The sequence below is a fragment of the Streptomyces sp. NPDC048483 genome, from assembly GCF_040651455.1.
GTDB lineage: Bacteria > Actinomycetota > Actinomycetes > Streptomycetales > Streptomycetaceae > Streptomyces.
Genome location: NZ_JBEZJZ010000113.1, coordinates 1 through 26,827, shown reverse-complemented (window position 1 = coordinate 26,827; position 26,827 = coordinate 1). Strand labels below are relative to the sequence as shown.

Here is a 26,827-nt window from a genome sequence, read left to right as displayed (position 1 = left end):
CGAGCCGGACCCCTACGGGCGTGATGTTCTTCGCCAGCTCCTGGGCGAACACCCGGACCTTGGCCGCGGCCGGCCCCTCTCCCCCACTGAGGGAGCGGGGCAGGCCGACCACGACCTCGAGCGGCTCGTACTCGTCGACGATCGCCTTGAGACGGCGATGCGCTGCCGGTACGTCACGTCCCGGCACGGTCTCGACGGGGGTGGCGAGGACCCCGTCCGGGTCGCATGAGGCGACCCCGATACGGGCGTCCCCGACATCCACGGCGATGCGCCGGCCGCGTCGCATCTCACTCACGCGCGTCAGGCCGCCTCGGCCACGAGCCGCTCGACGGCCTCGATGGCCTCGGGCACGGCCGCGGGGTTCTGGCCGCCGCCCTGGGCGACGTCCGGCTTGCCGCCGCCGCCTCCGCCGAGCGTCTTGGCGGCCGTACGGACCAGGTCACCGGCCTTGATGCCGCGCTCGCGGGCGGCCTCGTTGGTGGCGATGACCGTCACCGGGCGGCCGCCTGCGACCGAGAACAGGGCCACGACGGCGGGGCGGTCGCCCTGGATGCGGCCGCGCACGTCGAGGACCAGCTTGCGCAGGTCGTCGGCGGAGGTGCCGTCGGGGACCTGACCGGAGGCGAGGGCCACACCGCGGACGTCCTTGGCGCCCGCGGCCAGCCCGGCGGCGGCCTGGAGCACCTTCTCGGCGCGGAACTTCTCGATCTCCTTCTCGGCGTCCTTCAGCTTGGCCAGGACACCGGAGATCTTCTCCGGCAGCTCCTCCGGGCGCCCCTTGACCAGCTCGGTCAGCTGCGAGACGACGGTGTGCTCGCGGGCCAGGAAGCGGTAGGCGTCCACGCCGACCAGCGCCTCGACGCGGCGTACGCCGGAGCCGATGGAGGACTCGCCGAGCAGCTTGACCAGGCCCAGCTGGGCAGTGTTGTGGACGTGCGTGCCGCCGCACAGCTCCTTGGAGAAGTCGCCGATGGTGACCACGCGGACCCGGTCGCCGTACTTCTCGCCGAACTCGGCGATGGCGCCCTGCTTCTTGGCGTCCTCCATGCTCATGACCTCGGCGTGCACATCGAGCTCACGGGCGAGGACGTCGTTGATCTTCTGCTCGACGTCGGTGAGGACCGTGCCGGGCACCGCGGCCGGCGAGCCGAAGTCGAAGCGGAAGCGGCCCGGGGAGTTCTCCGAACCGGCCTGGGCGGCAGTCGGGCCCAGGGCGTCGCGCAGCGCCTGGTGGGTGAGGTGGGTGGCGCTGTGGGCGCGGGCGATGGCGCGCCGGCGGGTGATGTCGATGGCGGCGTACGCGGACGAGCCGAGCACCACCTCGCCGACCTGGACGACGCCCTTGTGCACCGTGACGCCGGGGACCGGCTGCTGGACGTCGCGGACCTCAACGACGGCGCCGGAGTCCAGCTTGATCCGGCCGGTGTCGGCGAGCTGGCCGCCGCCCTCGGCGTAGAAGGGGGTGCGGTCCAGGACGACCTCGACCTCGTCGCCCTCGAGGGCGGCGGGGGCCGGGACGCCGTTGACCAGCAGGCCGACGACGGCGGACTCGCCCTCGGTGGAGCTGTAGCCGGTGAACTCCGTGGCGCCGGACTTGTCGGCGACCTCACGGTAGGCGGACAGGTCGGCGTGGCCGCTCTTCTTGGCCCGGGCGTCGGCCTTGGCGCGCTCCCGCTGCTCCTTCATCAGGCGGCGGAAGCCGTCCTCGTCCACCGACAGGCCCTGCTCGGCGGCCATTTCGAGGGTGAGGTCGATCGGGAAGCCCCAGGTGTCGTGGAGCAGGAAGGCCTTGTCGCCGGAGAGAACCGCGGAACCGGCGCTCTTGGCCTCGGTGACGGCGCCGTCGAGGACGTTCGTGCCGGCGTTCAGCGTCTTGACGAAGCGGGCTTCCTCGGCGAGCGCGACCGTCTCGATACGGCGGCGGTCCTCGAGCAGCTCCGGGTACTGCCGGCCCATCGTCTTGATGACGACGTCCAGCAGCTCGCCGACGACCAGGTCCTTGGCGCCGAGGAGGCGCATGTTGCGGATGGCGCGGCGCATGATGCGGCGCAGGACGTAGCCGCGGCCCTCGTTGCCGGGGGTGACGCCGTCGCCGATGAGCATCGTGGACGTACGGATGTGGTCGGCGACGACGCGCAGCGAGACGTCGGAGTCGTGCGAGGTGCCGTAGCGGACGCCGGTCAGCTCGGTGGCCTTGTCGATGACGACGCGCAGGGTGTCCGTCTCGTACATGTTCGGGACGTTCTGCAGGATCATCGCCAGGCGCTCGAGGCCGAGGCCGGTGTCGATGTTCTTGCTGGGCAGGTCGCCGAGGATCTCGAAGTCCTCCTTGCTGGTGCCCGCGCCGCGCTCGTACTGCATGAAGACCAGGTTCCAGATCTCCACATACCGCTCGTCGTTGACGGCCGGGCCGCCCTCGACGCCGAATTCCGGGCCGCGGTCGTAGTTGATCTCGGAGCACGGGCCGCACGGGCCCGGGACGCCCATGGACCAGTAGTTCTCCGTCTTGCCCAGGCGCTGGATGCGCTCCTTGGGCACGCCGACGACCTCGTGCCAGATGCGCTCGGCCTCGTCGTCGTCGAGGTAGACGGTGATCCAGAGCTTCTCCGGGTCGAGGCCGTAGCCGCCGTCGGCCTGCGAGCTGGTCAGCAGCTCCCAGGCGTACTTGATGGCGCCTTCCTTGAAGTAGTCGCCGAAGGAGAAGTTGCCGCACATCTGGAAGAACGTGCCGTGCCGGGTGGTCTTGCCGACCTCTTCGATGTCCGGCGTACGGACGCACTTCTGGACGCTGGTGGCGCGCGGCGCGGGGGGCTTGACCTCGCCGAGGAAGTACGGCTTGAAGGGGACCATGCCCGCGTTGACGAGCAGCAGCGTCGGGTCGTCCGCGATGAGCGACGCCGACGGCACGACGGTGTGCCCGCGCTCTTCGAAGAAGCGCAGCCAGCGGCGGCGGATTTCAGCCGACTCCATCAGTGGTCCTCATTTCCAGTCGGTCCGGTCAGCCCGGGCTTTCCCGGGGTTCTCGTGGGGCGGTAATGCGATTCGAGCGCCGCGTGGGAGCGCGGCGCGGGCAGCTCGGTGACCTCGCCCGTCTCGCGAAGACCGAGCGCGTCGTTCAGCTGCTCTTCACGGTCCGCCATTCCCGCGCGTACGTCCAATGCAAATTGACGCAGCCGGTGGCCGGTCTCGACGGCCTTGTCCGCGGCCTGCGCGGCGAGGCTGTCGGGCTGCAGCTTGCGCAGCTTTCGGTGGACCTTGTTGGTGGCCCACACCCCGGCGGCGGCGCCGGTGGTGAACCAGAATGCGCGGCGGAACATCGCTGTGATCAGTCCTTGGAGCGACGGTTGCGGCGCCCACCGCGGCGGGCGCCGGGCAGGGTTCGGCCGACGACGACGGTGCGCTTTGCGCCGGCGGCAGGGGCTTCTGCGCTCTTCTTGCCGATCGCGCGGCGCACGCCGTAGCCGAACGCGGCGACCTTGACCAGCGGTCCGCCGAAGGCGGAGGAGACGGTTGAGGAGAGCGCGGAGGCGTTGGCGGTGACCTCTTGGACGTCGGCGGCGATGGCATCGACGCGGGCCAGCTGGGTGTGCGCGGAGCGGACGGTTGCGGACGCGTCGGCGAGAAGGGGAACGGCCTGGTCGGACACCTCGGCCACCATCTTGGTGGTCGCCTTGAGGGTCCCCGCCAGCCTCGCCAGCACAAGGGCGAGGAAGGACACAAGGATCGCCCAGAAGACGGCCACGAGAATCCCGGCCACCTCTCCACCGGACACGCTGGCACCACTCTCCGACTGTTGGGGCTGGTCTCGGCCCGCTCGGCTCGTCCTGCTCGAACGGCAACCTTGACCTTATCGCGCCGTGACTGTCCGTCCGTACCCCGTTCCCCCCGCCACGGAGGCGGTCGAAAGCTGCGATTGTACGGTCCGCACGGGGCCGAGTACGCTCCGTGTGCCATGCGACGCATCCCGCGCCCCGACGGCCCGTCCGGCCCCTCTTCCTCGCGTCCGCCGCGACCGGGGAATCCGGGGAATCTGCCGGCGGAACTCACTCGGTTCATCGGCCGCGACGACGAACTGACCGCGCTGGCGCAGCGGCTGGAGTCCGCCCGTCTGGTGACGCTGACCGGCCTGGGCGGCATCGGCAAGTCCCGGCTCGCCCGCCATGCGGCAGCGATCTTGCAGGATCGCTTCTGCGACGGCGTCCGGCTGGTCGAGGTCTCCTCGCTGCGCGACCCCCAGGCCCTGGAGCACGCCTTCGCCGAGGCGCTGGCGCCGGCCGACCACACCGGGCGGCCGCCGCGCGCCGCGCTCTGCGACCACCTCGCCGGCCGCGAACTGCTGCTCGTCCTGGACGGCTACGAGCATCTGGTCGCCGAGTGCGCCGAGCTGGCCGGGGAACTACTGCGCCGCGCCCCCGGACTGCGGGTGCTGGCCGCCGGCCGGCGGCCGCTCGGTCTGGCCGGCGAGCACACGCTGCCCCTGCCGCCGATGAACGCGGCCGACGCCGTCGATCTCTTCGCCGACCGCGCCGGCGCCGTCGTCGCGGACTTCGCCGTCCGGCCGTCCAACGAGGCGGCGGTCGCCGAACTCTGCCGGCGCCTCGACCGCATCCCCCTCGCCCTGGAACTGGCCGCCGGGCGCCTGCGCGCCCTCTCCGTCGACCAGGTGCTGCACCGCCTCGACGACCGCTTCCGGCTGCTGACCGGCACCACCCGCGGCGCCCTGCCCCGCCACCAGACGCTGCGTACGGCGATCGGCTGGAGCCATGAGCTGTGCACGCCCCAGGAGCGGCTGCTGTGGGCCCGGCTGTCGGTCTTCGCCGGACAGTTCGACCTCGAGGCGGCCGAGTACGTCTGTACGGGCCCGGACCTCCCGCCCGATGAACTCCTCGACGTCGTCGCGGAGTTGGTCGGCCAGTCGGTGCTCGTACGGGAGGAGGGCGCGGCCGGGGTGCGCTACCGGATGCTGGACACCGTACGGGCCTACGGTGCGGGCTGGCTGGAGGCGGCCGGGGACGGCGACCGGCTGCGGCGGCGGCACCGCGACTGGTTCCTGGGGCTGGCCACCTGGTGCGAGCTGGACTGGTTCAGCCCGCGGCAGGCCGAGGTCGCGGCCCGGATCGAGGCCGAGCTGCCCAATCTGCGGGTCGCGCTGGAGCAGAGCCTGGAGTGCGAGGGCGATGCGTATCTCGGCCAGTACCTGGCGGGCACGCTGTGGTTCTACTGGGTCGGCTGCGGCCGGCTCTCGGAGGGCCGGCAGTGGCTCGACCGGGCGCTGGAGCTGGAGAGCGACCACGACGACGCGCGGCTGAAGGCGCTCTGGGTCGTCGGCCATGTCGCCGTCCTCCAGGGCGACACCCTCGGTGCCATGGCCGCGCTCCAGGAGTGCCGCGACGAGGCCGACCGCACCGGCAACGCCACCGCGGCCGCCTACGCCCTCCACCGCACCGGCTGTCTGGCGCTGGTCTGCGACGACATGCCGCGCGCCGAGAAGCTGCTGCGCGGGGCGCTGGTCCGCTACCGGGAGATCGGCGAGCTCAACAGCAATGTGCTGATGGGGCAGGTCGAGCTGGCGATGGCGGTGGCCTTCCAGGGCGAGCTCGCCTGTGCCGTACAGCTCTGTGAGGACGTCCGGCAGGTGTGCGGGGACCACGGCGAGCGCTGGACGCTGGCGTATGCGCTGTTCGTGCTGGCCTTCGCGGCGTGGACGGGCGGCGAGGGCGGGCGGGCCCGTCAGCTGCTGGAGGAGTGCCTGACCATCGACCACGCCTTCCACGATCTGCTGGGCGCGGTGCTGGCGATCGAGCTGCTGGCGCTGGTGACGCTCGGGGACGGGGACGCGGCGGAGGCGGCCGTGCTGCAGGGCGCAGCGGGCCGGATCTGGCCGTCGGTGGGGCTGCCGCTCTTCGGCTCGCGGTACTTCAACCAGCCGCATGCGCTCTGCGAGGAGCGGGCGCGGGAACGGCTGGGGGCGGAACGCTACGAGGAGTGCGTACGGGCCGGTGGCGGGCTGGACCTGGACCAGACGGTGGCCCGGATCCTGGACCGTACGCAGCAGGTGCCGGGCCCGCTCGCTGCGGTGCAGATCGCACCGCCCGCCACAAGCACGCCCGCCGCCTCCCCCTCCGCGAGCGGCGGTGGGGAGACGGCGGGCTGAGCGCGGTGCCGCGCCTGCTGTTGCTACCTGGCGGGGCGGCTCAGCGGGCGTAGTACTCGACGACGAGCTGCTCGTCGCAGATCACCGGGATCTCCTTGCGGTTGGGGTCCCGGTCGAGGCGGAACGCCAGCGCCTGGAGGTTGACCTCGAGGTAGCGCGGGGTCTCGCCGTCGAGGGCGTAGCCACCCTCACGCGCGACCTGGAAGGGGTGCTTCTCGCGGCTGCGCTCGCGGACCTGCACGACGTCGCCGGGGCGGACGCGGAAGGACGGCTTGTCGACCTTGCGGTCGTTGACCGCGATGTGGCCGTGGACGACCATCTGGCGGGCCTGGTAGATGGTCCGGGCGATGCCCGAACGCAGGACGAGCGCGTCCAGACGGCGCTCAAGCTCGATGATCAGGGCCTCGCCCGTCTTGCCATCGACCTTCCGAGCGCGGTCGTAGGCACGCGCCATCTGGCGCTCGCTGATGTCGTACTGCGCACGCAGACGCTGCTTCTCGAGCAGCCGGACCTTGTAGTCACTGGTCTGCTTGCGGCCACGGCCGTGCTCGCCGGGCGGGTAGGGACGGGCCTCGAAGTACTTGACGGCCTTCGGCGTCAGCGCGATGCCGAGCGCGCGGGACTTCTTGACCTTGGGACGCGACTGGTTCACGTGGAACGGACCTCCGTGTAAGTTAGGTGAGGCTTACCTTAGCGCGAGGAGAACGTATGTTTCGACCTGGGATCCCCCTGCCCGGCACACACAGCACCGAGGCGGGTCAGCCGCGTCCCGTGGAAAACGCCCAGCGGCCCACTGCCGCCGAGCGCGCACGCACCCTCGTCGAGTCCAATGGTATGGGGTCACTGAGCATTCCTGGAGTCGAGGACCTGGACGAGACCGGGCTCTCGGCGCCCGTCTGCCGGGCCGTGACACCCGACGGAGACGTGCTGTTGCTGGTTCCTGGCGACTCCGCGGCGGCACGGGCGGCGGCGTACGCGCAGGACGACGACCTTGCGGCCGTGATGGAGATCACGGATGTCGCCCCCGTCTCCGTACCCCATCGCATCCGCGGCCGCGCCTGGGTGGCCGGCTGGCTGACCCCCGTACGCAATGACCAGCGCGCCGAGGCGGCGATGCTGCTCGCCGAGCGGCACCCCGTCGGCGAGCTCCTGGGCATCGGTGAGGCGCTCCAGCCGGACGCGGCGCCGGGCCTGTCCGGGCGGGCCGCCTGGATGATGCTGCGCCTGGAGGTCGGCGAGGGCGCGGTGGACGACCTGTGGGGTGCCGAACCCTTCGAACCGGACGAGTTCGCCGCCGCGGCGCCCGACCCCCTGGTCGCCCACGAGGCGGAGCTCCTCCAGCACCTCCACACGGCCCACAGCGACCAGGTACGCGGCCTGTGCGCCCTGCTCGGCGACCGCTCGGCGGTGTGCGGAGTGCGCGACCGCGCCGTCCCCGTCGGTCTCGACCGCTTCGGCCTCCGCGTCCGGTTTGTTCAGGGGTCCGGGGGTCGTCCCCCGGGAGACTGCGGCACCGACGCCGACCAGCACTCCTTCGACGCCCGCTTCGACTTCCCGGAACCCGTACGGGACGTGGCGGACCTGCGGCGAGCCATGCACGTGCTCTTCGAGGCGGCGGCGGAGTGACGCGCCGCCCGCTGTGACGGGCCCGCTCCTCGGTCGCCGTTCTCCTCGGTCGCCGTTCTCCTCAGTCGCCGTTCTCGCCGCGCAGCCGCGCCCGGACCCGTTCCGCGACATCCGCGTAGCGCGCCTCCGCGCCATGCCGCGTCGGGGCGTAATACCGCTTGCCGTGTACCTCGTCGGGGGCGTACTGCTGGGCCGCGATGCCGCCCGGGAGGTCGTGCGGGTACTGGTAGCCCTGGCCGTGGCCGAGCTTCTGGGCGCCCTTGTAGTGGCTGTCGCGCAGATGGGGCGGCACGGCGCCGGCGTGGCCGGCGCGGACATCCGCCAGGGCGGCGTCGATCGCCATGTAGGCGGCGTTCGACTTGGGCGCCAGGGCAAGCGCGATGGTGGCCTGGCTCAGGGTGATCCGGGCCTCCGGGAAGCCGATCATGGCCACCGCCTGGGCCGCGGCCACGGCGGTCTGCAGGGCGGAGGGATCGGCCAGACCGATGTCCTCACTCGCCGAGATCATCAGCCGGCGGGCGATGAAGCGCGGGTCCTCCCCCGCCTCGATCATCCGCGCCAGGTAATGGAGCGCGGCGTCGACGTCCGAGCCGCGGATGGACTTGATCAGGGCGCTGGCGACGTCGTAGTGCTGGTCGCCGTCGCGGTCGTACTTCACCGCCGCGCGGTCGACGGACTCCTCCAGTGTCTGGAGGGTGATCTCCTTCTCGCCCTTGGCCAGTGCCGATCCGGCCCCGGCCTCCAGGGCCGTCAGCGCGCGCCGGGCATCGCCGCCCGCGATGCGCAGCAGATGCGCCTCGGTGTCGTCGGGGAGCGTGACCGTGCCGTCGAGCCCGCGCGGATCGGTCAGCGCGCGCCGCAGCAGCCCGCGCAGATCGTCGTCGGTGAGCGGCTCGAGGGTCAGCAGGAGGGAGCGGGACAGCAGCGGGGAGATGACCGAGAAGTACGGGTTCTCGGTCGTCGCGGCGATCAGGGTGACCCAGCGGTTCTCGACGGCGGGCAGCAGGGAGTCCTGCTGGGCCTTGCTGAAGCGGTGGATCTCGTCGAGGAAGAGGACGGTCTCCTTGCCGAAGCCGCCCGAGGCGCGCCGGGCGCCGTCGATGACCGCGCGGACCTCCTTGACGCCGGCCGTGATCGCGGAGAGTTCGACGAAGCGCTTGTTGGTCGCCTGGCTGACGACATAGGCCAGGGTGGTCTTGCCGATGCCGGGCGGGCCCCACAGGAAGACGGACGACGGGCCCGCGGGCCCGCCATTGCCCTCCCCGACCAGCCGCCGCAGCGGCGAGCCCGGCTTGAGCAGATGCTGCTGCCCCACGACCTCGTCGAGGGTGCGCGGACGCATCCGTACGGCGAGAGGAGACCCCGCGGGGTCCTTCTCCTGACGGGCTTCGGCAGCGGCGGTGAACAGGTCGGGCTCCACGTCGATGAGCCTATGCCACCCCACTGACAACGCCCCCGCCCCCGTCATCGACGGGGACCAGGGCGCGGGTCGAGGCTGCTGGCGGGACCTAGATCAGGGTGCTCCAGTACGACCAGAAGTTGGTCAGGATCAGCAGCAGGATCACGCCGTACCAGAGCACCGGGACGACCCAGTGGAACTCCAGCAGCGGCTTCCGCAGACCCTCGGGCGCCGGGATGATGCCGTGCTTGACATTGTGCACGGTGGTGTACCAGAACATCAGGATCGTGACGGCCCAGGTCAGCGAGCACCACAGGCACAGCGAGTGGATGTGGTACAGCGACTGGACCATCAGCCACATGCAGAAGACCGCGCCGAGCGCGGTGCCGATGTTCAGCCCGATCCAGTACCAGCGGCGGAAGCGGGCGCCCGCCAGCAGGGCCATGCCGATCGCGACGACCACGCCGAAGCCGACCAGCCCGGCCATCGGGTTCGGGAAGCCGAAGACGTCCGCCTGCTTGCTGTTCATGACATTGGTGCAGGAGATGATCGGGTTGAGGCTGCACGCGGGCTTGTAGTTCGGGTCCTTCAGCAGCTCGAATTTGTCGAGGGTGATGACCCAGGCCGCCAGGATGCCCAGCGCACCGGTGATCACCAGGAGCAGTGCGAAGCCGCGGCCCGACCCGATGGTGTCCGCGCCGCCCGCGCGGTCGTCGTCGGTGGACACGTCGTCATCAACCGCTGTCGTCGTCATATCGCCGTTCCGTCGGTCGCTGGAGAGATGAGGCCGGGCGGGCCCGCGAGACCGCGGGCGCGCCCTTCATTGTGCCCCAACTCCCCGACGGACCACCGTTCGCTGCGCATAAGCACGCGGTACGGAGAACGGGCGGTTCCGTGCGCAGAACGTTGACGACGCCCTTGACGGCGCCGTCCTCGGGAACTCAGCCCAGCTTGCGCCGGACCTCCGCCACCACGGCGTCCAGCGCCACCGGGGTCTGCTCACCGCTCTCCAGGTCCTTGAGCTGGACGAGGCCCTCGGCCAGGTCCCGCTCGCCCGCCACCAGTGCCAGCCGCGCACCGGAGCGGTTGGCGGACTTCATGGCGTTCTTCAGGCCCTTGCCGCCGTAAGCGAAGTCGGTGGCGACCCCGGCCCGGCGCAGCTCGGTGACCGCGCCGAAGAGCACCCGGCGGGCCTCCTCGCCCAGCGGCACCGCGTACACGGCCGTCGCGGCGGGGATGTCGAGCGTGATGCCCTCGGCCTCCAGCGCCAGCACCGTACGGTCCACGCCCAGCGCCCAGCCGACGGACGGCAGCGCGGGGCCGCCGATCATCTCGGAGAGGCCGTCGTAGCGGCCGCCGCCGCCCACCGCGGACTGCGAGCCCAGGCCGTCGTGGACGAACTCGAAGGTGGTGCGGGTGTAGTAGTCCAGCCCGCGCACCAGCTTCTCGTCGTCCTGGAAGGCCACGCCCGCCGCGGTCAGCAGCTCGCGCACCTGCTCGTGGTACGCCTTGCAGGCCTCGCACAGGTAGTCGCGGAGCATCGGCGCGCCGGTCAGCTGCTTCTGTACGGATTCCCGCTTGTCGTCCAGGACGCGCAGCGGGTTGATGTCGACCCGGCGGCGGGTGTCGTCGTCCAGGTCGAGCCCGCGCAGGAAGTCCTGGAGGGCGGCGCGGTAGACGGGGCGGCACTCCTTGTCGCCGAGGGAGTTGAGCAGGAGGCGGAAGTTGCGCAGTCCCAGCGAGCGGTAGGCCTGGTCGGCCAGGATGATCAGCTCGGCGTCCAGCGCCGGGTCCTCCGTGCCGATCGCCTCGGCGCCGACCTGCGAGAAGTGGCGGTAGCGGCCCTTCTGCGGCTTCTCGTAGCGGTAGTACGAGCCGGAGTACCAGAGCTTGACGGGGAGGTTGCCGCCCCGGTGGAGGTTGGCCTCCAGCGCCGCGCGCAGCACGGACGCGGTGCCCTCGGGGCGCAGCGCGAGCCGGTCGCCGCCCTTGGTCTCGAAGGCGTACATCTCCTTGCTCACGATGTCGGTGGACTCACCGACGCCGCGGGCGAACAGCTCGGCGTTCTCGAAGCCGGGCGTCTCGATGTAGCCGTAGCCGGAGTTCTTCAGCGGGCCGGAGATCGCCTCGCGGACCGCGAGATAGGTCGCGGAATCGGGCGGCAGCAGGTCGTAGGTGCCCTTGGGTGCCTGAAAGGTGCTCACGGAAAGTCTCGTCACATTCCTCGTCGCGGGGCGGCGCTGAAGCCGTCTCCCAGGCCGGCGGCCACTTCCCGGAGGTACGGGTTGGTGGCGCGCTCGCGGCCGATGGTGGTCTGGGGGCCGTGGCCGGACAGGACGACGGTCGAGTCCTCCAGTGGCAGGCACACGCGGGCCAGCGACTGAAGGATCTCGGCGTGGTCGCCGCCCGGCATGTCGGTGCGTCCGATGGAGCCGGCGAACAGCAGGTCGCCCGAGAAGAAGACCGGCGGAATGTCGGCCTGCTCGGGCATCCTGAACGTCACCGACCCCTTGGTATGGCCCGGTGCGTGCGCGACGGAGAACTCCATCCCGGCCAGTTCCAGCGCGCTGCCGTCGGTCAGCTCCTTGACGTCGTCCGGCTCCCCCACCGTCAGTTCGCCCATGAGCTGCTGACCGATGGAGCGGCCGAGGGCCTTCTCCGGGTCGCTCATCATGAAGCGGTCCTCGGGGTGGATCCAGGCCGGGACGTCGTGCGCGCCGCACACGGGGACGACCGAGGCGACATGGTCGAGGTGGCCATGGGTGAGGACGACCGCGACGGGCTTGAGGCGATGCTTTTTGACCGCGTCCTCGACTCCTTGGGCGGCCTGGTGGCCCGGGTCGATGATGACGCACTCCTCGCCGGCGGCGGGGGCGACCAAGTAGCAGTTGGTCCCCCAGGCCCCGGCGGGGAACCCGGCAATCAGCACGTTCGTCCTTAAAGGTCGGTGGGGGTCGGTCCGCGGGACCGCGCCCGGAACATCTCGGCAGCTCCAGAGCCTACCGGCGCGACTCCCGCAGGGGCGAACCCGTATACGGTACGGCCACGGCGGACGGCAGCGGCCGGGGCCCAGGACCCGGGGCCCGGCCCATCGAGGCTCAGGACAAGGAGACGACCGGTGGTCAGCAAGGATCAGCGGCGGCGGCAGCTCGCCCGGGAGAAGTTCGCGCGCCAGGAGCAACGGCGGACCGCGGCCCAGCGCAAGGCCAAGCGCCGCAATGTGATCGTCGCGTCCACCCTTGCGGTGGTGCTCGCCGCGGGCGCCGCCGCGTACGCCTCGGCCGGACTGGCGGGCGGCGGCGACCAGCAGTCCGACCGGGCCGCCGCGGAGCCGACGCCCCCGCAGGCGCCGGACCCGTGCAACAAGCCCGCCAAGGGCTCGCCGTCCACGCTGCAGTGGAAGACAGAACCGGCGATGACGATCGACACCGCCGCCTCCTACACCGCGAAGCTGGGCACCACCTGCGGTGACATCGAGCTGAAGCTGGACGCGGCCAAGGCGCCGCACACAGTGAACTCCTTCGCGTTCCTGGCGGGCAAGCACTTCTTCGACCACAGCAGGTGCCACCGCCTCGACGAGAGCATCTCCGTCCTGCAGTGCGGCGACCCGACCGGCACCGGCGGGGGCTCGCCCGGCTACAAGATCCCGGACGAGAACCTCAAGGACCGGCGGCTCAAGGGCGGGAACTATCCGGCGGGCACGGTCGCGATGGCCAACAGCTACGACGGCAAGCACGAAAGCACCCGCAACTCCGGCGGCAGCCAGTTCTTCCTCGTCTACAAGGACAGCCCGCTGCCGCCGAACTACACGCCGTTCGGGACCGTCACCCGCGGTATGGACGTGCTGAAGAAGATCGTTGCGGCCGGCTCGAAGCCGGACCCGAAGATCAACGGTACGGCGCCGAACGCCACCGTGGTCATCAACAGGGCGACCGTCGGCACCCACTGACCGCCGCTGACCGGCATGCGGCTTTCCGCCGTACTCCGCGCGTCCGCCCCGCAAACGAACCGCGGAATTTCGGTCGTGCTGGATGCGGACAGCCGGACGCCGGTCGCCTAGATTGGCGGTGGGTGGGGTGCCCGCTCCGACGGTTGTCACCCTCACCCGCAAGAGAGCACGTCGGACCGGCCAGGGCGCGGCTCTGCCGGACAGAAACTGTGGACGATGCCGGGGGGCCGCACGCCCCTGTCGGCATCATGTGGAGGAGGCGCTGTGAGCAGCGACCCATGGGGCCGCGTCGATGAGACGGGGACCGTGTACGTGCGTACCGCCGACGGCGAGCAGGTCGTCGGATCGTGGCAGGCGGGAACTCCCGAGGAGGCCCTCGCCTACTTCGAGCGCAAGTATGAGGGCCTGGTCGTCGAGATCGGCCTCCTCGAGCGCCGGGTCAAGACCACCGACCTGTCGGCGAAGGACGCCCAGACCGCCATCGGCCATCTGCGCACGCAGGTCGACGAGCACCACGCGGTGGGCGATCTGGAGGCGCTGAGGAAGCGGCTGGACAAGCTCGTCGAGACCGTCGAGTCGCGACGCGAGGAGCGCAAGGCCCAGAAGGCGCGGCAGAGCGACGAGGCCCGGCAGGCCAAGGAGAAGCTGGTCGCCGAGGCCGAGGAGCTGGCGGCCAGCGAGCAGTGGCGGGCGGCGGGTGAGCGGCTGCGGGCGCTGGTCGACACCTGGAAGGGCCTGCCGCGGCTGGACCGCAAGGCGGACGACGAGCTGTGGCACCGTTTCTCGCACGCCCGCTCCGCATTCTCCAAGCGGCGCAAGGCGCACTTCGCCTCGCTGGACGCGCAGCGCGAGGAGTCCCGTAAGGCCAAGGAGAAGCTGGTCGCCGAGGCCGAGTCGCTGTCGAACTCGACGGACTGGGGCGCCACCGCCGCCCGTTACCGCGAGCTGATGGCCGACTGGAAGGCCGCCGGCCGCGCCCAGCGCGAGCACGAGGACGACCTGTGGAACCGCTTCCGCGGCGCCCAGGACATCTTCTTCCAGGCGCGCAGCGAGGTCTTCGCGGAGCGCGACGCCGAGCAGCAGGAGAACCTGACCCGCAAGGAGGAGCTGGCCATCGAGGCCGAGAAGCTGCTCCCGGTCTCGGACCTGAAGGCCGCGCGGTCCGCGTTCCGGTCGATCAATGAGCGCTGGGAGGCCATCGGCCATGTCCCGCGGGACGCCCGCCCCAAGATCGAGGGCCGGATGCATGCCGTGGAGCGCGCCATCCAGGAGGCCGAGGAGACCGACTGGCGGCGTACGAACCCCGAGGCGCGGGCCCGTGCCGCGGGGCTGACCGGCCAGCTCCAGGACGCCGTCGACAAGCTGGAGAAGCAGATCGAGACGGCGCGCGCCGCGGGCAACAACGCCAAGGCCGACAAGCTCGGCCGTGAGCTGGAGGGCCGCAAGGCGCTGCTGGACCAGGCGCTCAAGGGCCTGGAGGAGTTCGGCGGCTGATACGCCGATGACGAGGCGGCCCCGGTACGGAGATCCGTACCGGGGCCGCCTCGTCCTGCTTACGGCCTGCGGGCCGAGGTCACCCGGTACACGTCGTACACGCCCTCCACACCCCGTACGGCCTTCAGCACGTGCCCCAGGTGCTTGGGGTCGCCCATCTCGAAGGTGAAGCGGGAGGTGGCGACCCGGTCGCGGGAGGTCTGGACGGCCGCGGACAGGATGTTGACGTGCTGGTCGGACAGGACCCGTGTGACGTCCGACAGCAGCCGGGAGCGGTCCAGCGCCTCGACCTGGATGGCGACCAGGAAGACCGAGGACTGGGTGGGCGCCCACTCGACGTCGAGGATGCGCTCGGGCTGGCGGGAGAGCGAGTCGACGTTGACGCAGTCGGCGCGGTGCACCGATACGCCACTGCCGCGGGTGACGAAGCCGATGATGGGGTCGCCCGGGACCGGCGTACAGCAGCGGGCGAGCTTGACCCACACATCGTCGACGCCCTTGACGACCACGCCCGGGTCGGCGCTGGAGCGGCGCTTGGAGCGCGGCCGGATCGGTGTCGACTCGGCGATGTCCTCGGTGGCCTCGTCCTGGCCGCCGAGCGCCTGCACCAGCTTCTGGACGACACCCTGGGCCGCGACATGGCCCTCGCCGATGGCGGCGTAGAGGGAGGAGATGTCGGGGTAGCGCATCTCGTGCGCCAGGGTGACCAGCGAGTCGCCGGTCAGGATCCGCTGGATCGGCAGGTTCTGCTTGCGCATGGCGCGCGCGATGGCGTCCTTGCCCTGCTCGATGGCCTCGTCGCGGCGCTCCTTGGAGAACCAGCCGCGGATCTTGTTGCGGGCGCGCGGCGACTTGACGAAGCCGAGCCAGTCGCGGGACGGGCCCGCGCCCGGCGCCTTGGAGGTGAAGACCTCCACCAAGTCGCCGTTGTCCAGGGTGGATTCGAGCGGCACGAGCCGGCCGTTGACCCGCGCTCCTATCGTGCGGTGACCGACCTCGGTGTGCACCGCGTACGCGAAGTCGACGGGGGTGGCGCCGGCCGGCAGCGCTATGACATCGCCCTTCGGCGTGAAGACGAAGACCTCGTTGCGCGAGAGGTCGAAGCGCAGCGATTCGAGGAACTCGCCGGGGTCCTCGGTCTCCTTCTGCCAGTCCAGCAGCTGCCGCAGCCAGGCCATGTCGTTGACGGTGTCCTGGCCCGCACCCTTGCCGACGCCCTTGGGGATGTCCGTACGGATCTTGGAGGTGCCGGCCACCGCCTCCTGCTTGTACTTCCAGTGGGCGGCGATGCCGTACTCGGCGCGGCGGTGCATGTCGAACGTGCGGATCTGCAGCTCGACGGGCTTGCCGCTGGGGCCGATCACCGTCGTGTGCAGCGACTGGTACATGTTGAACTTCGGCATCGCGATGTAGTCCTTGAACCGGCCGGGGACCGGATTCCATCGCGCGTGAATGGTGCCGAGGGCGGCATAGCAGTCGCGGACCGTGTCGACGAGGACGCGGATGCCCACCAGGTCGTAGATCTCGGCGAAGTCGCGGCCGCGCACGATCATCTTCTGGTAGACGCTGTAGTAGTGCTTCGGGCGGCCGGTGACGGTGGCCTTGATGCGGGCGGCGCGCAGATCGGCCTGAACCTCGTCGGTCACTATCGCCAGATACTCGTCCCGCTTGGGCGCCCGCTCGGCGACCAGCCGCACGATCTCGTCGTACATCTTGGGGTAGAGGATCGCGAAGGCGAGGTCCTCCAGCTCCCACTTGATGGTGTTCATGCCCAGCCGGTGGGCCAGGGGCGCATAGATCTCGAGGGTCTCGCGGGCCTTCTTCTCCTGCTTCTCCCGCTTGAGGTAGCGCATGGTGCGCATGTTGTGCAGCCGGTCGGCGAGCTTGATCACCAGGACGCGCGGGTCCTTGGCCATCGCAACGACCATCTTGCGGACGGTCTCGGCCTGCGCGGCCTCGCCGAACTTGACCCGGTCGAGCTTGGTGACGCCGTCGACCAGCAGCGCCACCTGGTCACCGAAGTCGCGGCGCAGGGTGTCCAGGCCGTATTCGGTGTCCTCGACGGTGTCGTGCAGCAGGCCCGCCATCAGGGTGGCCGGATCCATGCCCAGCTCGGCAAGGATGGTGGTGACGGCGAGCGGATGGGTGATGTACGGGTCGCCGCTCTTGCGCTTCTGGCCGCGGTGCCAGCGCTCGGCGACCTGGTAGGCGCGCTCGACCTGGCGCAGCGTCGCGGTCTCGATCTTGGGGTCGTTGCCGCGGACCGCGCGCAGCAGCGGTTCGAGGACCGGGTTGTACGGACTCGAGCGCTGTACGCCCAGTCGGGCGAGGCGGGCCCGTACGCGGTTGGGGGTGCCGGAGCGGCCCGCGGAGGCGGACGGCGTGGGCTTGGGCGCCGGGGAGACATGCGCACCGGGCAGCTCGGGCTTCGCGGGCGGCTTGGGCGCTGCCGTGCCGTCGGCGGGCTGGGGCTTGGCGGCGGTGGCGCCCTGCTTCGGCCGGTCCGCCGGACGGGGCTCGGCGCCGCTCTTCCCGGACCCGGACGTGGCGGGGGCCGCCGCGTCCTCGGGCTTCGGCTCGTCCTGGCGCGCGGCGGTGGATCCCTTCGGACGCAGTCCGGGGGAGAGCGGCTGGGCCTCGTCTGGCAAGAGCACTCCTCAAGCGGTTCCGGACCCCGAGACCACGAACAGGCCGGGGTGCCATGATATCGACCCCACGGCCGACGCTCTCCCGCGGCCATGGTTCCGTACATGACACAGCAGCCCAGCAGCTCCCGCTCCATACCGGGCTCGATCACCACCAGGCCGTCCGGCTTCGCCGCCTCGGACGCGATCTTCGCCAGCATCTTGGCCCCGGCGAGCCCCACAGAGCCGGTCAGCCCCGTGGCCTCCCGGATGTCCCGCCGCAGCCGCTCCCCCACGGCCCGTACGGCGGCCACCTCGGCCACGACCCCGCCCGCCTCCAGGTCCACGAACGCCTCGTCCAGGCTCAGCGGCTCCACCAGCGGCGACAGCGCATGCAGCAGCTCCATCACCTTGTCGCTCACCTGGCGATACAGCTCGAACCGCGGATTGAGGTAGGCGGCGTTGGGGCACAGCCGACGCGCCTGCGCGGTCGGCATGGCGGAGCGGATTCCGAAGACCCGCGCTTCGTACGACGCCGTGGCGACGACCCCGCGCGGCCCGATCCCGCCGACCACCACGGGCTTCCCGCGCAGGCTCGGCTTGGCCGCCTGCTCGGCGGAGGCATAGAAGGCATCCATATCGAGATGCAGAATCGTCGGCGCGGGTCTCACATGACCGATCCTCCCGCACACCACTGACAATCGGCCCGATCCCGGGCCGACAGCCGTGCCGGGGCTCAGCCCGCCCGGTGACGCCGCCGCGCCAGCTCGTCGCGCGGGTTCTTCCCGATCAGCGTCTCGCCGGTGTCCAGCCGCTCCCCGTGCAGCTCCGAGAGCGCACCCTCCACGTCCCGCAGCACCACCCCGACGGCGATCCCGAAGACGCCCTGACCGCCCTGGAGCAGATCGACGACCTGGTCGGGCGAGGTGCACTCGTAGACCGTGGCGCCGTCGCTCATCAGCGTCATCCGCGTCAGATCGTCCAGCCCGCGCGAGCGCAGATGCTGGACGGCGGTGCGGATGTTCTGCAGCGACACCCCGGTGTCCAGCAGCCGCTTGACGATCTTGAGGACGACGACGTCCCGGAAGTTGTACAGCCGCTGGGTGCCGGAACCGTAGGCGGGCCGGACGCTCGGCTCCACCAGGCCGGTGCGCGCCCAGTAGTCGAGCTGCCGGTAGGTGATCCCCGCCGCCGCACACGCGGTCGGGCCGCGGTAGCCGACGGTCCCCGCCGCGCAGTCCCCCGACACCGCAGCAGGCCGCGCAGGCGCGCGATTCGCTGCTGCATTCGGGTGGAGCGGCAACGCCCCTTCCGCCGCCGTACCGTCGCCGGTGATTGCCACGCCGCCCTCCGTCCTCCACGTCCCGGACGGGACCTGCCTTATCGACGGTATGCAGTCACTCGGGGTGCGTCAACGATCGCCGCGCTCGCCACGCCGAGTGATAATCACCCTACGAGTGGTTTCTCGTGACCTCGCGCGGGGAACGGCTAAATAGTTTGGCCGGAATCAGACGCTTCTGCCGGCCGGGGGATCACTGGCTGCTGCTGCCGAAGTCCTCGGGCGAGATCTGGTCGAGGAACTCGCGGAACTTCTCCACCTCGTCCTCCTGCTCGTCCGGGATCGCAATACCCGCGTCGTCCAGCACACCGTCGGTACCGAAGATCGGCGTTCCGGTGCGCAGGGCCAGCGCTATGGCGTCGGACGGACGCGCGCTGACCTCGACGCCGCTGGCAAAGACCAATTCGGCGTAGAACACTCCCTCGCGCAGATCCGTGATGCGGACCTGCGTCAGCTCCTGGCCCACCGCTTCCAGCACATCCTTGAAAAGGTCGTGCGTCAGCGGCCTGGCAGGGACCATGCCCTGCTGGGCAAAGGCGATGGCGGTGGCCTCCCCTGGCCCGATCCAAATGGGCAAGTAGCGATCGCCTCCCACCTCCCGCAGGAGCACGATCGGTTGGCTGGAAGGCATTTCCACCCGGACACCCACGACGTCGAGCTCGTTCACACAGCAACCCTAGGACGTGCCCGGCAGGTTTGGGTAGTCGGGCACTCATTTGGTCACTGGAGCCGGACCCTCAGCGCGGTCTGGACCAACGCCGCATGAAGGCGTACGGACAGCGTCGCCAGCTCCCTGGCGGTGGCCTCCGCATGCGCCCTGGTCTGCGGATTACGGTGCCGACGGAGGGGCGCCACGACCTGTTCGACCAGGCCCGCCTCCCGCTCGGCGGCCGCCTTGACGGCCCGCAGATGCCGCGGTTCGAGGCCAAAACGCCCCAGCTCGGCGACGAGCTTCGCGACCGTGACGGCCTCGCTGTCATAGCCGCCGTCCGCATCGGGTACGACGAGCCCGTACGACTCCCAGTCGGCGAGCGCCGCCTCGTCGACCTCGACGGCCGCCAGCAACTCCTCCCGGCAGATCCGGGTGACCGCCGGGCGGTCCTCACCCGGCTCACGCATGCCCGGAACCAGGTCCCGCGAGGACGTCGCCTGGGCCGGCAGTTGCACCTGCTCACCGCGCTCCAGGGCGTCCAGATGCTCACGGATGACCTTCAGCGGAAGATAGTGGTCACGCTGCATCCGCAGGACGCCCGCAAGCCGCTCGACGTCGGCCGCGGTGAATTTGCGGTACCCGGAAGGCGTGCGCTCCGGCTCGACCAGCCCCTCGGCCTCCAGAAAACGGATCTTGGAGATGGTGACCTCGGGGAATTCCTCGCGCAGCAAGGTGAGCACCGTTCCGATACTCACCGGTTTGCCGTCCGAGGAGGCGGCGCCAGGGGACCCGGCACCGCCTGTCGGTGATTGGCGCATATGCCTTCCCTGGCCGGTCAGATACCGGCGCCTCGCTGGCTCGCGTAGAAGACCAGCCGGAACTTTCCGATCTGAACCTCGTCGCCATTGGAGAGCGCGACCGAATCGATCCGCTCGCGATTGACGTACGTGCCGTTCAGGCTGCCGACGTCGGCAACCGTGAAGTTACCGTCCGGGCCACGACGGAACTCGACATGGCGGCGCGAGACCGTCACATCGTCGAGGAAGATGTCGCCCTGCGGGTGGCGGCCGGCCGTCGTCAGCTCGCTGTCCAGGAGGAAGCGGCTGCCGGAGTTCGGCCCCCGGCGGACCACCAGCAGCGCCGAGCCCAACGGAAGGGCATCGACGGCCGCCTGGGCCTCGGGCGACAGGGACGGCATCTGGGTCTGGCCCGTAGCCTCCGCGTCATAGGCCTCGATCCCCGAGATGGAGATGGTCGAGGTCGTCTCGGACGGGCGCTCGGCCTGTGCACCCGCGCGCAGCGGCGCACCACAGTTCGAGCAGAAACGGCTCGCCTCGGCGTTCCGGTGCCCACACCTCGTACAAACCGGCAAGGCCAACCCTCCACCCGTGGATGCGGCCGATGGTTCCTGGGAACCTATGCGGCCGGCCCCGGAGGGGTCAACAGAACCCGCGCCGTGCCCCCCGGACGGACCGCTGACCTCGTCACGGAAGAGCGGACGGTCCTCGCCCGAGCCGCTCTCGTCGGGCCGGCCCGCAGCGCGGTGCCGTGCAGAGCCGCTGCCGCCCTCCTGGCGGGCGCTCTTGCCGAACAGCTTTCCAAACAACTTCACGGGCGATTCCCCTTGAACGAAACAAACCCGCCCGTGGGGCAGGACGAACCCTCGATGCACACACCGGCCGATCCGGACATCCTGTGAACGTCCATGGCCTGCATACAGTTTCCACCACACACCACAAACACGGTGCGTCGACCCCCCGCTACCTCATGCCCTCCCCGGGCCATCGCCATACGTGAACACCTCACTGCGATGACGACCGAGCGTAGTCAGGCCGCTTCGCCTCTCGCAAGGCATCCACAATGATCTTCCTTTGCCGGGTCACAGACACCTTGGCCTGCTCCTTTTCCAAAGTCTGAACCACCCCGCCAGGGATGTTCAGCGCCGGTTCCAGGTCCTCCGGTTTCCCGATGACCTTGAAACGGTACGGCTGTGTGACCCGTTTACCGTCGATCTCCACGCCGCCGCTGACATCCGAGAGATAGGTGTTCGCGACGACCCTTACATCATTGACCTGGATGGCCTCGGCGCCGGCCGCCCGCAGCTCCTGGATGGTGTCCAGCAGCTTGTCCGCCTCGACGGAATGCGTCGGGTCGTCGATGGTCAGGTTGATGCCGGGCCCTTGCACCGCGACGGTCCCGGCCAGCACGCCCAGCTGCTGTTCCTTCTCCACGGTCTGTTTACGGGCCTCCTCGGCCTGGTCCGAGCTGTTCTCCAGCTCGGTCTTCTGCCCTTCCAGACGCCGCTGTTCGTCCGTCAACCGCTGGGAGCGATTGTCCAGCTCGTCCAGAATGCGCACCAGGTCCTCCTGACGCGCACCCCGCAGCGCACTGCTGTCACTCGTGGAACGTACCTGAATCGCCAGGCCGAGGCCGAGAATGAACAGGAGTACAGCAACGATCAGTTGAGCCCGGGTCAGCCGCGGCGGCCACAGACTCGCGGCGAGCCGCTGCCGGCCGTTCTGCGGCTTCCCGGGAGTGTCATCTTCCTGCGCCGCCGCCGGGGTGCCGGCGTCTGCCGGATTCTCGCCGTTCTCTCGCGTGTCGTCCGGTTTACGCTCTTCGGTGCCCTCCCCTGCCGCCTTGGGGGCGGGCCGGCTCTCAGGGGGCATCGGCCGCCGGTCGGCGGGACCGCGGTCCCGCTGTGGCTCCGGCTTCTTGTCCGGGCTCGCCTCCGGGTCCTTCGCCGGGCCCTTCTCCGGCTCGGGCGTCTCGTCCGTTGCCATTCGCCTCACGCCCTGAAGACGTGCCGGCGGATCGCGGCAGCGTTCGAGAAGATCCGGATGCCCAGCACCACGACGACACCGGTGGAGAGTTGGGCGCCGACGCCCAACTTGTCACCGAGGAAGACGATGAGCGCGGCGACCACGACATTCGACAGGAAGGAGACGACGAAGACCTTGTCGTCGAAGATGCCGTCGAGCATCGCGCGCAGACCGCCGAAGACGGCGTCCAGCGCGGCGACGACAGCGATCGGCAAGTAGGGCTCGACCACCGTCGGCACCACGGGTCGGACCACAAGCCCGACCACGACTCCCACGATGAGGCCCAGTACGGCGATCACGATGTGCCCTTCCCTGTGTCGGCGCCGTCCGCCTTGGCGGCACCGGCCTGCGGCTTTGCGGTACGTACGGTCAAGCTGGGCGCGGGTGGCAGCGTGACCTCGCTCTCGGCGGAAATCCTGGTGCGTACGCCGTAGTTCTCCTGCAGTACATGCAGATACTGACCGTCGACGCTGTCCTGGAACGCGGTGCTGAGCCGCTGCCCGCCCCCCACCGCCAGCACCGTATAAGGCGGTACCAGTGGCTTGTTGTCGACCAGTATGGCGTCTCCCGCGGCTCTGATCGCCGAGAGTGACGTAAGCCGCTGCCCATTGACGGAGATCGCCTCCGCACCGGACTCCCACAGGCCGTTGACGACGCGCTGCATGTCCCTGTCGCGCACCCGCCCGGTATCGGAGAAACCGCTGCTCTCCCGCGGACCTCCCCCACCGGACTCCGCATCCTTGGCGTCGTCCACCACAAGTTTCACGCCAGGACCGGTCACTTCGGTCGAACCGGACAACAGCGCCAGCAGTTCGGCCTTGTCGCCGCCGTGCTTCTTCAGCGCCTCACGCTGCATCCCGCTGACCGCGTCCCGGGTCGCGTCCACCCGCTTCTGCAGTTTGTCCGCCTCGCTGGTGCCCTTCTGGATGCGATGGATGAGCTCCTCGCGTTCCTTGGCCAGCGTCGGTGCCGATATCCGCGCCTGGGCCGCCCCGACGGTGACGACCACGGCCGCCAGCACCAGACCGGCCGCAAGACCCAACTTCGCCCGCAGGGTGCGCGGCAGACCGTGTATGCCCGCGGCGGACTTCCGCGCGGCGGCCTCCGCGTACCCGTCGTCGAGGCTGTGATCCATCACGTTGGTCAGCAGCGACATGGACGCATCGGGGCGCGCAGCCGACTTCCTGGGAGTGCTCCGATCGGGGCGCTGCTGCGACATGCCGCTCATCGTCGCACGTCGGCTGCGCAGTCTCCCAATGGCCCCACCGGCGTGCCCGATCACGGGCACGCCGGTGGGCTGCGACTCAGCGTCCGGCGCTGTCCACCACTGCCGCCCACTCGTCCAACAGCTGCTGCGCGGAGGCGTCGTCCGGTCCCTCCGCCCACAGATGTGTGACCGCCTCGGCCGGGTCAGGCAGCACCAGCACCCAACGTCCGTCGGTCTCCACGACCCGTACGCCGTCGGTGGTGTCCACGTCCCGGTCGCCGGCCGCCTCGACCACATGCCGCATGACCAGGCCCTTGACCGCCCACGGTGTGGCAAGGTCACGGCGCAGCACATGCGCCCGCGGAATGCGCGCGTCGATCTGGCTGAGCGTGAGCTGGGTACGGGCCACCAGGCCGATCAGCGTGACGAACGCGGCCGCGCCGTCGAAGACACTGCTCAGCTCGGGAATGATGAAGCCGCCGAGACCGTCCCCGCCGAAGACCGTGCCCTCCATCCGGCCCACCCGGGTCAGATCGTCGGGCGATGTGGTCGTCCACTCCACCTGCGTCCCGTGGTACGCGGCGACCTGCTCGGCGATACGGGTCGTGGTCACCGGCAGCGCCACCCGCCCACTGCGCCGCTCGGCCGCCACCAGGTCCAGCATCACCAGCAGCGCGCGGTCGTCCTCGATGATCCGGCCGCGCTCGTCCACCAGGGACAGCCGCTCGCCCACGGGGTCGAAGCGCACACCGAACGCGGCCCGCGCCGACGCCACGATCTCGCCGAGCCGGACCAGCCCGGAGCGCCTGGCATCCGCCGTCTCGGTCGGCCGGGACTCGTCGAGACCGGGATTGATCGTCAGCGAGTCGACACCGAGCCGCCCCAACAGACTGGGCAGCACCAACCCGGCACTGCCGTTGGACGCATCCACCACGACCTTGAGCCCGGAGTCGGCGATGCCCGTAGTGTCCACCGCCCGCAGGACGGATCCGGTGTACGAGTCGAAGACGCTCGCCGGGAAGCGCAGATCGCCGATCTCACCGGGGAAGGCGCGGCGGTACTCCTGGCGGGCGTAGACCCGGTCGAGCTTGCGCTGCCCGGCCTGCGAAAGGTCCGCACCGCGCTCGTCGAAGAACATAATGTCGACGGAATCCGGCACTCCGGGCGTTGTACGGACCATGATGCCGCCCGCGCTGCCGCGAGCGGTCTGCTGACGGGCGACCGGCAGCGGAACGTTCTCGAGATCCCGCACATCGATGGCGCTGGCCTGCAGCGCGGAGATCACCGCGCGCTTGAGCGCCCGCGCGCCACGCGAGTGGTCGCGGGCGGTGGTGACCGTAGAGCCCTTCTTGAGCGTGGTGGCGTACGCACCCGCGAGCCGAACCGCCAGCTCCGGTGTGATCTCGACGTTGAGAATTCCGGACACCCCGCGCGCGCCGAACAGATGCGCCTGGCCCCGGGACTCCCAGATGACCGACGTATTGACGAACGCACCGGCCTCGATCGTCTTGAACGGATAGACCCGAACATTCCCCTGGACGATCGACTCCTCGCCGATCAGGCATTCATCCCCGATTACCGCGCCGTCCTCGATCCGTGCGGCCCGCATGATGTCGGTGTTCTTGCCGATCACACAGCCCCGCAGATTGCTGTGCTGCCCGATGTACACATTGTCGTGCACCACGGCCTTGTGCAGGAAAGCCCCGCTCTTCACCACCACATTGGAGCCGACGACCGTATGCTCGCGGATCTCCACATCCGCCTCGACCTTGGCGTAGTCGCCGATGTACAGCGGACCGCGCAGCACCGCGTCGGGATGCACTTCTGCGCCCTCCGCGACCCACACCCCCGGCGAGATCTCGAAGCCGTCGATTTCGACGTCGACCTTGCCGTCGAGCACATCGGCCTGGGCCTTCACATAACTCTCGTGAGTGCCGACGTCCTCCCAGTAGCCCTCGGCGATATAGCCGTAGATCGGCTTGCCTTCCTTCATGAGCTGCGGGAAGACATCGCCGGACCAGTCCACCGAAACGTCGGGCTCGAAATAGTCGAAAACCTCCGGCTCCATCACGTAGATGCCGGTGTTGACGGTGTCCGAGAACACCTGGCCCCAGGTGGGCTTTTCCAGGAACCGCTCGACCTTGCCGCCCTCGTCGACGATGGTGATCCCGAACTCCAGCGGGTTGGGGACCCTGGTGAGGCAGACGGTGACCAGGGCGCCCTTTTCCTTGTGGAAGCGGATCAGGTCAGTGAGATCGAAGTCGGTGAGGGCGTCACCCGAGATGACAAGGAAAGCGTCGTCCTTGAGGGCCTCTTCCGCGTTCTTCACGCTGCCGGCGGTGCCCAGTGGCTTTTCCTCGTTGGCGTACGTGAGCTCCATTCCGAGCTCTTCCCCGTCGCCGAAATAGTTTTTGACGAGCGAGGCAAGGAATTGCACGGTCACGACGGTCTCGCTGAGACCATGCCGTTTCAGCAGCCTCAGCACATGCTCCATGATCGGCCTATTGGCCACAGGCAGCAGCGGCTTGGGCATACTTGACGTCATGGGGCGAAGACGTGTGCCTTCGCCGCCCGCCATCACAACGGCCTTCATGTCGGAAGCGTCCTCCTCTAAGAGACGACGGTCTTGCCGACTTCACTTGTCCAGATCGCCCACTGTTCTTGTGCTCACGTACGGGCGCCGGGCCTAGGCACAATCTGCCGGTTCGGCGAGCTCAGTCGGCCGTGGCGTCCGCCCTGATGAGCCGGCGGACCTGGACCACGTAGAGGATCCCTGCCCACCAATAGAGCGCCGTACCCCATCCCGCGAACGCCCATCCGAAAATAGCAGCGAGCGTGTGAAGCCAGGTGTCCCCGCCGCTCAGCAGGAGCAACGGGAAGGCATACATCAAGTTGAACGTAGCCGCTTTGCCCAGGAAGTTCACCTGGGGAGGGCCATACCCGTGACGTCCCAGGAATCCGACCGCGATCAGCAGCATCAGTTCCCGCGCCAGCAGCGCCGCGGTCAACCAGAGCGGCAGGATCTCGCGCCACGTCAGCCCGACGAGGGTGGAGAGGATGTAGAGCCGGTCGGCCGCGGGGTCAAGGATCCGGCCAAGGCTGCTGACCTGGTTCCAGCGCCGGGCGAGCTTGCCGTCCAGATAATCGCTGACACCGCTCAGCGCAAGGACGAGCAATGCCCAGCCATCAACCACCGGGCCGCCGAATTCCGGCCACAGGATCAACCACAGAAACACCGGCACGCCGACCAGGCGCGCCATGCTCAGAATGTTCGGGATGGTGAGGACGCGATCCGTCTGTACCCGCGTCTCCTGGACCTCCACTCGGAAGCCTCCTGTGGGAAATGTGCCGACGATACCCCTGACCTTACCTGCCCCGCCGGCCACGCCATGCCACGGGTCCCCGATCCGGGAAACGCAAAGAAGCCCCGTTGGGAACCAGGTTCCCAACGGGGCTTTCTCTAAAGTTTGTTCGGCGGCGTCCTACTCTCCCACAGGGTCCCCCCTGCAGTACCATCGGCGCTGAAAGGCTTAGCTTCCGGGTTCGAAATGTAACCGGGCG

Annotated in this window: 23 protein-coding genes, 1 rRNA gene and 1 pseudogene; 4 read left to right on the top strand and 21 right to left on the bottom strand. The window is 69.8% G+C overall.

Translation table 11 applies throughout. From position 1 onward, the window contains the following. From ruvX to AB0D04_RS35670, 4 genes are all read right to left on the bottom strand, one after another. A partial coding sequence (gene ruvX / locus AB0D04_RS35685; protein ID WP_362711555.1) for a Holliday junction resolvase RuvX occupies positions 1-286 on the bottom strand: 286 nt, incomplete at its 3' end. A 14-nt stretch (positions 287-300) separates the two neighbouring features. After that, positions 301-2,970 (bottom strand): alanine--tRNA ligase, encoded by a 2,670-nt coding sequence (gene alaS / locus AB0D04_RS35680; protein WP_362711552.1) that lies wholly within the window; start codon positions 2,968-2,970, stop codon positions 301-303. After that, on the bottom strand, positions 2,970-3,317 hold the full coding sequence (locus tag AB0D04_RS35675) for a DUF6167 family protein (RefSeq protein WP_362711551.1): 348 nt from the start codon (positions 3,315-3,317) through the stop codon (positions 2,970-2,972). The genes alaS and AB0D04_RS35675 overlap by 1 nt, the downstream gene beginning before the upstream one ends. Before the next feature lie 8 nt (positions 3,318-3,325). Further along, positions 3,326-3,772 (bottom strand): DUF948 domain-containing protein, encoded by a 447-nt coding sequence (locus AB0D04_RS35670; RefSeq protein WP_362711550.1) that lies wholly within the window; start codon positions 3,770-3,772, stop codon positions 3,326-3,328. Positions 3,773-3,952: 180 nt separating this feature from the next. Here AB0D04_RS35670 and AB0D04_RS35665 point away from each other — a divergent pair, with 180 nt between their 5' ends. Next, a complete protein-coding gene (locus tag AB0D04_RS35665) occupies positions 3,953-6,154 on the top strand; it encodes an AAA family ATPase (RefSeq protein ID WP_362711549.1) in 2,202 nt (733 codons plus the stop codon). Between the two features lie 40 nt (positions 6,155-6,194). On the opposite strand, the gene rpsD is transcribed toward AB0D04_RS35665, so the two are convergent. Beyond that, complete coding sequence (rpsD, locus tag AB0D04_RS35660; protein ID WP_362711548.1) at positions 6,195-6,806, bottom strand: 30S ribosomal protein S4; 612 nt, start codon at positions 6,804-6,806, stop codon at positions 6,195-6,197. Between the two features lie 182 nt (positions 6,807-6,988). Between rpsD and AB0D04_RS35655 the strand changes: the two genes are divergently transcribed. Continuing rightward, a complete protein-coding gene (locus tag AB0D04_RS35655) occupies positions 6,989-7,780 on the top strand; it encodes a DUF2470 domain-containing protein (protein ID WP_362711554.1) in 792 nt (263 codons plus the stop codon). Between the two features lie 61 nt (positions 7,781-7,841). On the opposite strand, the gene AB0D04_RS35650 is transcribed toward AB0D04_RS35655, so the two are convergent. The 4 genes from AB0D04_RS35650 to AB0D04_RS35635 all read right to left on the bottom strand — a co-directional run bounded on the left by AB0D04_RS35650 (position 7,842) and on the right by AB0D04_RS35635 (position 12,108). Then, positions 7,842-9,200 (bottom strand): replication-associated recombination protein A, encoded by a 1,359-nt coding sequence (locus tag AB0D04_RS35650; protein ID WP_362711547.1) that lies wholly within the window; start codon positions 9,198-9,200, stop codon positions 7,842-7,844. A gap of 88 nt (positions 9,201-9,288) precedes the next feature. Next, entirely contained in the window at positions 9,289-9,933 is a 645-nt protein-coding gene (locus AB0D04_RS35645; protein ID WP_362711546.1) for a vitamin K epoxide reductase family protein, read from the bottom strand. Between the two features lie 187 nt (positions 9,934-10,120). After that, a complete protein-coding gene (gene hisS / locus AB0D04_RS35640; RefSeq protein WP_362711545.1) occupies positions 10,121-11,383 on the bottom strand; it encodes a histidine--tRNA ligase in 1,263 nt (420 codons plus the stop codon). 11 nt (positions 11,384-11,394) lie between these two features. Beyond that, positions 11,395-12,108: an MBL fold metallo-hydrolase gene (locus AB0D04_RS35635; RefSeq protein WP_362711544.1), complete on the bottom strand. Its 714-nt coding sequence runs from the start codon at positions 12,106-12,108 to the stop codon at positions 11,395-11,397. A 189-nt stretch (positions 12,109-12,297) separates the two neighbouring features. On the opposite strand from AB0D04_RS35635, the gene AB0D04_RS35630 reads away from it, so the two are divergent. Beyond that, a complete protein-coding gene (locus tag AB0D04_RS35630) occupies positions 12,298-13,128 on the top strand; it encodes a peptidylprolyl isomerase (protein ID WP_362711543.1) in 831 nt (276 codons plus the stop codon). A 264-nt stretch (positions 13,129-13,392) separates the two neighbouring features. Continuing rightward, a complete protein-coding gene (locus tag AB0D04_RS35625; RefSeq protein ID WP_362711542.1) occupies positions 13,393-14,622 on the top strand; it encodes a DUF349 domain-containing protein in 1,230 nt (409 codons plus the stop codon). A 59-nt stretch (positions 14,623-14,681) separates the two neighbouring features. Here the strand turns inward: AB0D04_RS35625 and AB0D04_RS35620 are convergent, their stop codons facing one another. The 12 genes and pseudogenes from AB0D04_RS35620 to rrf form a co-directional block, all read right to left on the bottom strand. Continuing rightward, positions 14,682-17,270 carry a RelA/SpoT family protein gene (locus AB0D04_RS35620; protein ID WP_362711541.1) on the bottom strand — a complete coding sequence of 863 codons (2,589 nt, stop codon included), beginning with the start codon at positions 17,268-17,270 and terminating at the stop codon, positions 14,682-14,684. 116 nt (positions 17,271-17,386) lie between these two features. Further along, a pseudogene (locus tag AB0D04_RS35615) lies at positions 17,387-17,917 on the bottom strand (DNA polymerase IV); the annotation flags it as partial. 65 nt (positions 17,918-17,982) lie between these two features. Then, a complete protein-coding gene (locus AB0D04_RS35610) occupies positions 17,983-18,588 on the bottom strand; it encodes a MerR family transcriptional regulator (protein ID WP_362711540.1) in 606 nt (201 codons plus the stop codon). Positions 18,589-18,778: 190 nt separating this feature from the next. Continuing rightward, complete coding sequence (locus AB0D04_RS35605) at positions 18,779-19,252, bottom strand: bifunctional nuclease family protein (RefSeq protein WP_362711539.1); 474 nt, start codon at positions 19,250-19,252, stop codon at positions 18,779-18,781. Between the two features lie 53 nt (positions 19,253-19,305). Beyond that, positions 19,306-20,055 carry a MerR family transcriptional regulator gene (locus AB0D04_RS35600; protein ID WP_362711538.1) on the bottom strand — a complete coding sequence of 250 codons (750 nt, stop codon included), beginning with the start codon at positions 20,053-20,055 and terminating at the stop codon, positions 19,306-19,308. Positions 20,056-20,072: 17 nt separating this feature from the next. Further along, positions 20,073-20,921 (bottom strand): FHA domain-containing protein, encoded by an 849-nt coding sequence (locus tag AB0D04_RS35595; protein ID WP_362711553.1) that lies wholly within the window; start codon positions 20,919-20,921, stop codon positions 20,073-20,075. 118 nt (positions 20,922-21,039) lie between these two features. Further along, positions 21,040-22,020 (bottom strand): DUF881 domain-containing protein, encoded by a 981-nt coding sequence (locus AB0D04_RS35590; RefSeq protein ID WP_362711537.1) that lies wholly within the window; start codon positions 22,018-22,020, stop codon positions 21,040-21,042. Positions 22,021-22,025: 5 nt separating this feature from the next. Beyond that, complete coding sequence (locus AB0D04_RS35585) at positions 22,026-22,358, bottom strand: small basic family protein (RefSeq protein ID WP_003984969.1); 333 nt, start codon at positions 22,356-22,358, stop codon at positions 22,026-22,028. Next, complete coding sequence (locus AB0D04_RS35580; protein WP_362711536.1) at positions 22,355-23,287, bottom strand: DUF881 domain-containing protein; 933 nt, start codon at positions 23,285-23,287, stop codon at positions 22,355-22,357. Before AB0D04_RS35580 ends, AB0D04_RS35585 begins: the two co-directional genes overlap by 4 nt. Positions 23,288-23,363: 76 nt before the next feature. Next, positions 23,364-25,859 (bottom strand): mannose-1-phosphate guanyltransferase, encoded by a 2,496-nt coding sequence (locus AB0D04_RS35575; RefSeq protein ID WP_362711535.1) that lies wholly within the window; start codon positions 25,857-25,859, stop codon positions 23,364-23,366. A 121-nt stretch (positions 25,860-25,980) separates the two neighbouring features. Next, complete coding sequence (locus tag AB0D04_RS35570) at positions 25,981-26,589, bottom strand: CDP-alcohol phosphatidyltransferase family protein (protein WP_362711534.1); 609 nt, start codon at positions 26,587-26,589, stop codon at positions 25,981-25,983. A 146-nt stretch (positions 26,590-26,735) separates the two neighbouring features. Then, positions 26,736-26,827, bottom strand: a 5S ribosomal RNA gene (gene rrf, locus AB0D04_RS35565); the annotation flags it as partial.

What these genes read in the sequence shown, in the direction of transcription:
- AB0D04_RS35675 (WP_362711551.1), bottom strand. Translation starts at nt 3,317, where the DNA reads ATGTTCCGCCGCGCATTCTGGTTCACCACCGGCGCCGCCGCCGGGGTG.
- alaS (WP_362711552.1), bottom strand. Translation starts at nt 2,970, where the DNA reads ATGGAGTCGGCTGAAATCCGCCGCCGCTGGCTGCGCTTCTTCGAAGAG.
- AB0D04_RS35645 (WP_362711546.1), bottom strand. Translation starts at nt 9,933, where the DNA reads ATGACGACGACAGCGGTTGATGACGACGTGTCCACCGACGACGACCGC.
- AB0D04_RS35580 (WP_362711536.1), bottom strand. Translation starts at nt 23,287, where the DNA reads ATGAGCGGCATGTCGCAGCAGCGCCCCGATCGGAGCACTCCCAGGAAG.
- AB0D04_RS35600 (WP_362711538.1), bottom strand. Translation starts at nt 20,055, where the DNA reads ATGCGCCAATCACCGACAGGCGGTGCCGGGTCCCCTGGCGCCGCCTCC.
- AB0D04_RS35575 (WP_362711535.1), bottom strand. Translation starts at nt 25,859, where the DNA reads ATGAAGGCCGTTGTGATGGCGGGCGGCGAAGGCACACGTCTTCGCCCC.
- AB0D04_RS35665 (WP_362711549.1), top strand. Translation starts at nt 3,953, where the DNA reads ATGCGACGCATCCCGCGCCCCGACGGCCCGTCCGGCCCCTCTTCCTCG.
- AB0D04_RS35590 (WP_362711537.1), bottom strand. Translation starts at nt 22,020, where the DNA reads ATGGCAACGGACGAGACGCCCGAGCCGGAGAAGGGCCCGGCGAAGGAC.
- AB0D04_RS35655 (WP_362711554.1), top strand. Translation starts at nt 6,989, where the DNA reads ATGGGGTCACTGAGCATTCCTGGAGTCGAGGACCTGGACGAGACCGGG.